General features: G+C 74.4%; 8 protein-coding genes and 2 pseudogenes. 5 read left to right on the top strand and 5 right to left on the bottom strand.

Annotation, left to right across the window (positions count from 1 at the left end; all coding sequences use genetic code 11):
• From KBX39_RS13360 to ctaD, 3 genes are all read left to right on the top strand, one after another.
• Nucleotides 1–193, top strand: a 193-nt coding sequence (locus tag KBX39_RS13360; protein WP_210870790.1) for a DUF4383 domain-containing protein, incomplete at its 5' end; no start/stop codon positions are given.
• 134 nt (nucleotides 194–327) lie between these two features.
• On the top strand, nucleotides 328–1059 hold the full coding sequence (locus KBX39_RS13355) for an ATP-binding protein (RefSeq protein WP_043324490.1): 732 nt from the start codon (nucleotides 328–330) through the stop codon (nucleotides 1057–1059).
• Between the two features lie 87 nt (nucleotides 1060–1146).
• Nucleotides 1147–3150, top strand: a complete 2004-nt coding sequence (ctaD, locus tag KBX39_RS13350) for a cytochrome c oxidase subunit I (protein ID WP_043324493.1) — start codon at nucleotides 1147–1149, stop codon at nucleotides 3148–3150.
• 103 nt (nucleotides 3151–3253) lie between these two features.
• On the opposite strand, the pseudogene KBX39_RS34060 reads toward ctaD, so the two are convergent.
• From KBX39_RS34060 to KBX39_RS13330, 4 genes and pseudogenes are all read right to left on the bottom strand, one after another.
• Nucleotides 3254–3874: pseudogene (locus KBX39_RS34060) on the bottom strand (sigma-70 family RNA polymerase sigma factor); the annotation flags it as partial.
• Nucleotides 3866–4408 (bottom strand): annotated as a pseudogene (locus KBX39_RS34055) (hypothetical protein); the annotation flags it as partial. The pseudogenes KBX39_RS34060 and KBX39_RS34055, both read right to left, overlap by 9 nt.
• 420 nt (nucleotides 4409–4828) lie before the next feature.
• A complete protein-coding gene (locus KBX39_RS13335; protein WP_210870788.1) occupies nucleotides 4829–6577 on the bottom strand; it encodes a thiamine pyrophosphate-binding protein in 1749 nt (582 codons plus the stop codon).
• Nucleotides 6570–7694 (bottom strand): Vms1/Ankzf1 family peptidyl-tRNA hydrolase, encoded by a 1125-nt coding sequence (locus KBX39_RS13330; RefSeq protein WP_210870786.1) that lies wholly within the window; start codon nucleotides 7692–7694, stop codon nucleotides 6570–6572. Before KBX39_RS13330 ends, KBX39_RS13335 begins: the two co-directional genes overlap by 8 nt.
• A gap of 142 nt (nucleotides 7695–7836) precedes the next feature.
• Between KBX39_RS13330 and KBX39_RS13325 the strand changes: the two genes are divergently transcribed.
• Together KBX39_RS13325 and KBX39_RS13320 are read left to right on the top strand one after the other, a co-directional pair.
• Entirely contained in the window at nucleotides 7837–8385 is a 549-nt protein-coding gene (locus KBX39_RS13325; protein ID WP_176722897.1) for a hypothetical protein, read from the top strand.
• A gap of 36 nt (nucleotides 8386–8421) precedes the next feature.
• Nucleotides 8422–9312 carry an alpha/beta fold hydrolase gene (locus KBX39_RS13320; RefSeq protein WP_210870783.1) on the top strand — a complete coding sequence of 297 codons (891 nt, stop codon included), beginning with the start codon at nucleotides 8422–8424 and terminating at the stop codon, nucleotides 9310–9312.
• On the opposite strand, the gene KBX39_RS13315 is transcribed toward KBX39_RS13320, so the two are convergent.
• On the bottom strand, nucleotides 9293–9525 hold a 233-nt coding region (locus KBX39_RS13315; protein WP_210870780.1), incomplete at its 5' end, for a DUF3817 domain-containing protein. The genes KBX39_RS13320 and KBX39_RS13315 overlap by 20 nt on opposite strands.

Here is a 9525-nt window from a genome sequence, read left to right as displayed (position 1 = left end):
CGGGGCCCGCGCGATCCTGGACGGCGCCGGGGCGGTCTACCTGGCGCTGTGGCTCACCGGCCTGGCGGTCGACCGGCGCGACGCGGCGAACGTGCTGGCGGTCAACCGCGCCGACGCCTGGCTGCACCTGCTGCTGGGCGCCGCCATGCTGGTCCTGGGGCTGCTCGCGTCGCGACGCGGCGACCGCCGCTGACCTGCGCCCCGGCGGCCCGGATGCCCGGTTTCGGGGGCCGGGGGCCCGGGTACGTCCGTAGTCCTCCGGCTGCGGGAGGCGGCGACCGCCGCGGCCGGGCGACCCTCCCCGACGAAACGGAAACGAGGACGGCGATGGTGACCCGGATCAGGTGCGAGGTCCGCGACGAGTCGCCGGTCACTGTCGTACGGCTGGCCGGCGCGCTCGACCTGGGCACGATGCGCGCGGTGCACGAGGTGCTGGACCGGTGCCTCGCCGCGCAGCCGGACGCCCTGGTGGTCGACCTGGAGGAGATCGAGGTCGGCGAGCCGCTGGCGCTGTCCGTCTTCGCCGCCGCCGCGCGGCGCGCAGCCGACTGGCCGGCGGTGCCGATGGTGCTCGCCGCGCCCTGCGCCGAGACGGCGGCCTGGCTGAACGAGACCACCGCCTGCCGGGTGGTGCCGGTGCGCCGGGACTGCGCCGAGGCGGCGGCGCTGGCCGGCGCGGATTCGGCGCCCCGGCTGCGGGCGCGGCTGGAGCCGGTGGCCGGGGCCTGCCGGCGGGCGCGGGAGCTGGTCACCGAGGCGTGCGGCAGGTGGAACGTGCCGGAGCTGGCCGGCCCGGCCTCGCTGGTGCTCAGCGAGCTGGTCGGCAACGTGGTGCGGCACGCCGGCACCCCGATGCAGGTGACGCTGACGCTGCGCCGGCCGTACCTGCGGGTGGCGGTGATGGACGGCAGCCCGGCCGACGCGCGCGCCGCGACCAGCCGCGACCCGCGCGCCGAGGGGGGCCGTGGGCTGATGCTGGTGCGGGAGCTGACCCAGCGCTGGGGAAGCACCCCGGTCGGCGCCGGCAAGGTCGTCTGGGCCATGCTCCCGGCTAATTGACCGAATTCTCCGCTCTCGCCTGGTTACATGGGCAGAGGGCCGGGTACGCCCGCCCGTCCTGTCTGTCGTCACACGGGGTGAGATGCCATGCCCAAGCGGGTAGTCACGGAACCGGCACGAGACCGGGGGCCCGCGATCCTCGCGCCGGCCCGGTTCGGGGGCTTCCCCGGGCCCGTACGGGAAGCGGTGAAGGGCAACGCGCTGTGGCGGTTGCTGCGCACCACCGACGCCAAGCAGATCGGCCTGCTCTATCTGATCACGTCGTTCGCGTACTTCATCGTCGGCGGGATCCTGGCGCTGGTCATCCGGGCGGAGCTGGCCCGGCCGGGGATGCAGATCGTCTCCCCCGAGCAGTACAACCAGATGTTCACCATGCACGGCACGGTCATGCTGCTGCTGTTCGCGACGCCGCTGTTCTTCGGGTTCGCCAACTACCTGGTGCCGCTGCAGATCGGCGCCGCCGACGTGGCGTTCCCCCGGCTGAACGCGTTCGCGTACTGGCTCTACTTCCTGGGCGCGCTGATGGTCGTGGGCGGGTTCGCCACCCCGGCCGGCGCGGCGGACTTCGGCTGGACCGCGTACACGCCGTTGAGCACCGCGCAGCACTCCCCCGGCGTCGGCGGGAACCTGTGGGTGGTCGGCCTGGCCGTGTCCGGCCTGGGCACGATCCTCGGCGCGGTCAACCTGATCACCACGATCGTGACGCTGCGGGCCCCGGGCATGACCATGTTCCGGATGCCGATCTTCACCTGGAACGCGCTGCTCACCAGCGTGCTGGTGATCTTCGTGTTCCCGCTGCTGGCGGCCGCGCTGATGGCGCTGGCCTCGGACCGGCTCCTGCACTCGCACGTGTACGACTCGACGACCGGCGGGCCGATGCTGTGGCAGCACCTGTTCTGGTTCTTCGGCCATCCCGAGGTCTACATCATCGCGCTGCCGTTCTTCGGCATCATCACCGAGATCATTCCGGTGTTCTCCCGCAAGCCGATCTTCGGCTACACCGGCCTGGTGCTGGCCACCATCGCCATCACGGTGCTGTCGATGACGGTCTGGGCGCACCACATGTTCGCCACCGGCCAGGTGCTGCTGCCGTTCTTCAGCATCCTGAGCTTCCTGATCGCGGTGCCGACCGGCGTGAAGTTCTTCAACTGGATCGGCACCATGTGGAAGGGACAGATCACGTTCGAGACGCCGATGCTGTTCGCCGTCGGCTTCCTGGTGACGTTCCTGCTCGGCGGCCTGACCGGGGTGCTGCTGGCCAGCCCGCCGCTGGACTGGCAGGTCACCGACAGCTACTTCGTGGTGGCGCACTTCCACTACGTGATGTTCGGGACCATCGTGTTCGCCGCGTTCGGCGGGCTCTACTTCTGGTTCCCGAAGATGACCGGGCGGCTGCTCGACGAGCGGCTGGGCAAGATGCACTTCTGGACCATGTTCGTCGGCTTCCACGCCACGTTCCTGGTGCAGCACTGGCTCGGCAACGAAGGCATGCCCCGCCGGTACGCCGACTACCTGCCCGGTGACGGCTTCACCACGCTGAACACGATCTCCAGCATCGGCTCGTTCGTCCTCGGCGCGTCCACCCTGTTCGTGATCTGGAACATCTGGAAGTCGTGGCGGTACGGCGCGATGGTCACCGTGGACGACCCGTGGGGTTTCGGCAACTCGCTGGAGTGGGCCACCACGTGCCCGCCACCGCTGCGCAACTTCGACCGGATGCCGCGCATCCGCTCCGAGCGGCCGGCGTTCGACCTCAAGTACGGCCCGCTCGTCTCCGACCTGGGCCGCGACCTGCCGCAGCGCACCACCAAGCCGCCGCAGAGCTTCCGCGAGGAGCTGCGCCACGAGCGGCACCTGCCGGAGTCCCCGTCGGCCGGCGGCGCGTACGGGGCGCCCGAGGCGGTGGACTACCAGCCCGCTCCGCAGTCCGGCGCCCGGCCGGTGGAGGTGCCGGTGCCGGAGGAGGTACGCCGGCCCAGCTTCGAGGAGACCGACGAGCCGGAGGACAGCGCGCTCAACGCCGAGCGCGACGACCAGCCCAACGACAGGTGGCGGCACCCGCGCGGGCACGGGGACACCCCGGAGAACTGAGACACCCGACGGGGGCCGGCGCCGTGCGGGTGCCGGCCCCCGTCGCGTACGCCGCGCGCCGGCTCCCGTGGTGGGAGCCGGCGCGGTACGTGCGTGCGGCGGGTCAGTCGGCGGCCGGCAGTCCGGCAGCGGTCAGCGAGCGGCGCACCGCCGGCTGCACCCGGGTCAGCCGCAGCGGCACCCCGGTACGCGCGGCGGCGTCCCGCCCGGCCATCAGCGCGGCGATCCCGCCGGCGTCGAAGCCACCAGCGCCGACCAGGTCCACCACCACCTCGCGGGGCTGCCCGGTGACCGCCTTGAGCACGGCCCGGCGCAGCTGGTCCGCGCCGGCCCGGTCGACCTCGCCGCCGACCTCGACCACCACCCGGTCGCCGTTCTGCTTCACCGAGATGCGGGCCTTCGCCGGCTCGGCCTCGGCGGCGCCGTTCTGCCAGGGCGGCGGCGCCTCGGCCAGCATCGCCTGACGCAGCCAGGTCAGCGCCCGCGACAGCAGCCGGGACACGTGCATCTGCGAGATGCCGAACCGGGCGGCGATCTCCGCCTGGGTCTGGTTGCCGTAGAAGCGCATCGCCAGGATGCGGCGCTCCCGCCAGGGCAGCCGGTGCAGCAGGCCGCTGACCGTGACCCGGTCGTCCACCGACTCCAGCGCGTGGTCGGACTCGCCGACCAGGTCACCGAACTCGGCCGAGCTCTCCCCGCCGACCGGCGCGTTCAGCGACGCCGGGCAGTGCACCTGGCGTACGTGCACGCGCGGATTGGCGTCGAGCAGCCGGGCGGCCAGCGTGGCGCCGTGCGCGTACGCGGCGTCCGGGCGGTCCACCGCCCCCCGGCTCCACCGGGCGGTGATCTCGAAGCCGGCCGGCAACCACGGCACGCCGAGCGCCACCGCGAGGTGGGCGGCGGCGCCGTGCGGTGAACCGAGCACCACGCCGGGCCAGCGCCGGTCCGGGTACTGTCCGGTGAACCATCCGGCCACCCGCTCGGCGTCCACGGCGGCGATCTGGGCGGCGGTGAGCGCGGCCCGCCCGGCGGCCCGCGACGCGGCGGCCCGGCGTACCGGCTCGGGCGCGCCTCCGAGGCGCGACAGCGCGCCCGGGTGGCCGAGGTCGCCGCAGTCGTCGCCGCGCAGCGCCCGGGCGGTCGCGGCGACCAGGGTCCGGGCGGCGCTGCCGGCCGCCACCACCCGCTCGGCGGGCAGTCCCGCGCCGCCGGCCCGTTCGACTCGTTCGCTCACCACGCGGCCCGGCTTCCCGTCCATCTGGGGTCTAAACGGGGCATCTCCCCACGGGGCAGGACCAAGGCCCGCCCGGTGGCCGCACCGCCCGCGGCACCCAGGTACGCCGTCGCGCCGCGCGCCCGCCGTCACGGGCGGGTATGGGCCGGACCGGGACGGGCACTGCACGGCGCATGCCCGACGACGGGAGCACCCCGGCGGCGACCATCACCCCGTACCGGGACGGACCGCCGCTGGAACGCAACGACTTCGCGCTGGTCACACCCGAGGGGGCACGCCGATCGAGACGTCTCCGGGCCGCCCGGCGACCGCGAGCGCTGCCCCCCCTGCCACCTCCCCCGCGATCTTGCACTTCGGTCCCCGGAAAACCGTCCTGAACCGGGCACTCAGGGGGCCGGAACTGCAAGATCGCGAGGGAAGAGAGGGTGGGCCGCCCGGATGCCGCTAGACGATCTCGTCGGCCGCGATGGCCTCGGTCTGGATCACCCGTTCCCGCACCCGGCGGGCGGCGTCACCGTCGGCGACCAGGCCGCGCAGGTCGGCCAGCGCCGGCTCGGGCACGTCGAGCGGCGTGGACGGATCCACCACCGCCTCCAGCACGGCGGGCCGGTCGGCCGCGAGCACCTCGTCCCAGGCGGCGCCGACCAGGTCCGGCCGGTCCACCCGTACGCCGTGCAGCCCGAGCAGGCGCGCCCACCCGGCGTACGGCACGTCGGAGCGTCGTCGCCCGGGCGTACGCCCGCCGCCCACACCGGACTGGTCCCGGTTGTTCAGCACCAGCACGATCAGCCGGGGATCGCGCCACCGCGTCCAGTGGTGTGCCACCGTGATCAGCTCGGCCAGGCCGTTGAGCTGCATCGCGCCGTCGCCGAGCAGCGCGATCACCGGCTCGTCCGGGCGGGCCAGCTTGGCCGCGACCGCGTACGGCAGCGCGCAGCCCATCGAGCCGAGCGTGCCGCACAGCCGCGCCTGCACCCCCGGTGGCAGCTCCAGGTGCCGGGCGTACCAGTAGACGACCGAGCCGACGTCGACGGCGACGGAGGCGTGCCGGGGCAGCCGGGCGGACAGCTCGCGGAGCACCAGCCGCGGGTTGACCGGCTCGGCGGGCGTGGCGGCCCGCTCGGCGGCGGTCTCCCGCCACCGGTCCACCATCTTCTCCACCATGCCGCGCCACTCGCGGTGGGGCTGGTCGGGCACCCGGGTCAGCAGTGCCCGCAGCGTCTCGGCGGTGTCGCCGACGAGCGGCACGTCCACCGGGTAGCGGGTGCCGACGCGCCGGCCGTCGATGTCGATCTGGATGGTGCGTACCTGGCCGGGCATCGGGAACCAGTCGGTCCACGGATCGTTGGTGCCGATCATCAGCAGCGTGTCGCAGCCGCCCATGAGTTGCGCGGCGGCGGTGGTGCCGACCTCGCCGAGCACGCCGGTGTGGAACGGCAGCCGCTCGTCCAGCACCGGCTTGCCCAGCAGCGACGTGGCCACGCCCGCGCCGAGCCGGTCGGCGAGCGCGACGATCTCCTCGGCCGCGCCGTGCGCGCCCTGGCCGACCAGCATCGCCACCCGCTGCCCGCTGCCCAGCAGCGAGGCGGCGGCGTCCAGGTCGGCGTCGTGCGGCAGCACCCGGGCCAGCGGCTCGCCGGGCGTCGCGGTGACCACTCCGGCGGTCTGCGGCAGCAGGTCCGGTACGGCGGTGACCTGCAACGCGCGCGGCAGCACCACGCAGGTCGGGCTGCGCGTCGCGGCGGCGGTACGGAACGCCTGGTCCAGCAGCGCCGGCACCTGCTCCGGGCGGCGGCCGTAGCGGACGAACTGGTTGCACACGTCGCCGAAGAGCCGGCTCAGCCCGATCTCCTCGTGCGCGCCGCCGAGCGGGCCGGTGACGTCCTCGCCGACGATCGCGACGACCGGCTTGCTGTCCAGCTTGGCGTCGTAGAGCCCGTTGAGCAGGTGCACCGCGCTGGGCCCCTGGGTGGCCAGGCACACCCCGACGCCGCCGGTGAACTTCGCGTGCCCGGTGGCCATGTACGAAGCGGTCTCCTCGTGCCGGGCGGGGACGAACGCCGGGTCCCCGCCCGCGTCGTCGAGCGCGCCCACGAGCGGGGCGATCGCCGCGCCCGGACAGCCGAAGACCCGCGGCACCCGCCAGGCCCGCAGGCGTTCGACCACCAGGTCGGCGACGATGCGCTCAGCCATTACCCCGCCCGGGCGTGCTCGCGTCGACGTAGCGCAGCACCGCGCCGACCCCGTCGGTCAGCTCCGGCGCCTCCTCGGGCGCGAGCACCGTCAGGTCCGCGTCGGTGCCGATCAGCGCGCGCAGCAGCGCGGCGTCGGCGCGTACCCGCTGGGGGTCGGCCACCGACATGTCCGACAGCTGGCCCGGGTCGGTGGCGATCTCGGTCGGCTCGGGGCCCACCCACAGCTCGCCGTCGGCGGACGGGTCGTCCACGATGAGCATGGTGTCGACCTGGTTGCGTTGCAGCGCGGAGACCACGGCGTCGAGGCCGGCGCCGACGTCCTCCTGCACGCCGAAGCGGTCCAGGGCGGCGGTGACGCGCCGGTCGGCGACCTCGGCGACGGTCTGCGCCGTGATGTCGTCCATCAGCGTGTCGTCCGCGCCGACGTCGCGGGCGCCGGCGTCGGTGCGGACCAGCACGTCCTGCCACCGTTCCGGCAGCTGGGCGGCGATCATGCCGGTGGCGCGGATGTCCCCGGCCACCACCACGACGTCCGCGCCGACCCGCTCGGCCAGGTCTGCGGTTGCCGCGGCGGCGTCGCCGGCGTTCTGGTGCCACGCCTCCATGGCGGCGCGCTGGTAGCGGGACTGTGACCAGCCGCCCGGCTGTACGCGCCGCAGCTGCCGGCTCTGTCCGCCGGTGACGTGGGCGCGGCGCGGAACGCCGCCGGCGCTGACCGCCATCGCGTCCGCGCCGGTGCGGTCGGCCAGCACCCGCACCCAGGCCACCTGCTCGCCGCGCTGGGCCACGAGCGGCATGGTGTGCGGCAGCGCCGACCAGCTCGCCAGGTCACGCAGCGGCGGCGCGGACAGGTACTCGGTGAGCACCACGCGGCCCCGGGTGGCGAACACGGCGATGCCGTAGTCGCCGGGCACCGGCTGGGGCCGGCGGACGACCTCCTCCCCCGCCTCGACGGTGACCGGGTCGGCGCCCTGGCTCAGCAGGTCGCCCTTGAGGGCCCGCCCGCGCCGGTCGACCTGCGCTCGCGCGTCCTGGGTGTCGCGGGAGGCGTCCATGTACACCGAGCACCAGGGCCCGGGACGGTTGTAGAGCGGGCGCAGGAAGGACAGCTGCATGCTCGACCCCTTTCCGGCTCGGCCGCACGCATACCCGCGCCCCGGCGGAGTTCACCTGCCGGCCGCCCGGGCGTGACCGGTGTTCATTCACGTCGTTCAACTCCACGGGTCGATACCATCTGTGCACGGATCGGAACTCTCGGTGGTGAACATGGACACGGAGCTGCATACCCGTCGCGTCGTCCACCCGGCGGAGCGCGTCGTCACCGGACGTCTCGTCCGGTTGATGGAGGGCTACGCCCGGGAGGTACGGGTCGGGCAGCCGGCGCTGGTCGCGGTGCTGACCGCCGCGGGGGTGGTGGGGCTGCTGCTGAAGGTGGTGCGCGCGTTGCTCAGCAGCGGTGGCGGCGGGGCCCGGCGCAGCTTCAAGGAGCTGAAGAAGGGGCCGGAGTTCCTGGTCACCCCGGTCCGGGTCCGCGACGCCGCCGGCCGGCTGGTCGAGGTCGAGCTGCACGGCCACCTGCCGCAGAGCGCGCTGCACCCCGGCGACCACGTCCAGCTCACGCTGCGGGCGCAGCGCGACGAGGATCTGCCGCCCCGGATCGAGCGGATCGTCAACCTGACCACCGGGCAGCTGCTCACCCCGCGCACCGCCACGCTCTGGTCGCACCTGGGTCCGGCGCTGCTGCTCCAGGCCGTGCTGGGCGCCGTGCTGCTGTTCGGCGTGGCCGCCTGCTCCGCGCTGACCTAGGTTTCCCCGTCGCCGGCGGCGGGCACCGCTGCGGCCATGTTCGCCGGATTCACGCTCACCGAGATCGACGCCGGCGCGGTGCGCCTGCGCGTACGCCACGGCGGCTCCGGGCCGCCGGTGGTGCTGCTGCACGGGCACCCGCGTACCCATGCGACCTGGCACCGGGTGGCGCCGCGGCTGGCCGCGCGCCACACGGTGATCTGCCCGGACCTGCGCGGCTACGGCGGCTCGTCGAAGCCGCCGAGCGACCCGGAGCACACCGTCTACTCCAAGCGGGCGATGGCCGCCGACGTGGTCGGGCTACTCGACGCGCTCGGCCACCGCCGGGCCGCCGTCGTCGGACACGACCGCGGGGCGTACGTGGCCATGCGCACCGCCCTGGACCACCCGGACCGGGTGAGCCGCCTGGGTGTGCTGGACGGGGTGCCGATCGGTGAGGCGCTGGCCCGCTGCGACGCCCGGTTCGCCGCCCGCTGGTGGCACTGGTTCTTCCTCGGCCAGCTCGCCAAACCGGCCGAGCGGGTGATAAACGCCGATCCGCACGCCTGGTACGGCGGCTCACCGGAGGAGATGGGCGAGCAGGCGTACGCCGACTACCACCGCGCCATCCACGATCCGGCCACCGTGCACGCCATGTGTGAGGACTACCGGGCCGGGCTCGGTCCGGACCGGGCGGCGGACGACGCGGACCGCGCCGCCGGACGCCGGATCGGCTGCCCGGTGCTGTTCGCCTGGTCCGAGCGCGACGACATGGTCGACCTGTACGGCGACCCGGCCGCGATCTGGCGGGACTGGGCCGACGACGTGCGGACCGCCTCGATCCCGTCCGGGCACCACATGGCCGAGGAGGCGCCGCGGGAGCTGACCGACGTGCTGGCCGGTTTCCTCGCGGAGGACCTTGCCTCGGTCAGCGACCGGCGGGGGTGAGCGGTCGCGCGACCGGGGCCGGCGCGTCGAGCAGGCCCCGGCGGCGCGCCCAGCGCTCGAACAGCACTGTGGCGAACGGGGGCACCGCGCTGACCAGGGCCAGCCCGGTCTGCACGAGCGTCCAGCGGCGCCGCCGGGCCACCACGAGCGTCAGCAGTCCGTAGACCACGAACAACGCGCCGTGGATCGGGCCGAAGATCTTCACGCCGATAT

Source organism: Micromonospora sp. D75, from assembly GCF_018070405.1.
In the GTDB taxonomy this organism is placed as follows: domain Bacteria; phylum Actinomycetota; class Actinomycetes; order Mycobacteriales; family Micromonosporaceae; genus Micromonospora; species Micromonospora chalcea.
Note: the sequence above shows the minus strand (reverse complement) of the source record. Positions and strands in the feature narration are given on the sequence as shown.

Excerpts from the sequence above, each read along its gene's own strand:
- KBX39_RS13330 (WP_210870786.1), bottom strand. The coding sequence starts at position 7,694 with ATGCAGCTGTCCTTCCTGCGCCCGCTCTACAACCGTCCCGGGCCCTGG.
- ctaD (WP_043324493.1), top strand. The coding sequence starts at position 1,147 with ATGCCCAAGCGGGTAGTCACGGAACCGGCACGAGACCGGGGGCCCGCG.
- KBX39_RS13355 (WP_043324490.1), top strand. The coding sequence starts at position 328 with ATGGTGACCCGGATCAGGTGCGAGGTCCGCGACGAGTCGCCGGTCACT.
- KBX39_RS13320 (WP_210870783.1), top strand. The coding sequence starts at position 8,422 with ATGTTCGCCGGATTCACGCTCACCGAGATCGACGCCGGCGCGGTGCGC.
- KBX39_RS13335 (WP_210870788.1), bottom strand. The coding sequence starts at position 6,577 with ATGGCTGAGCGCATCGTCGCCGACCTGGTGGTCGAACGCCTGCGGGCC.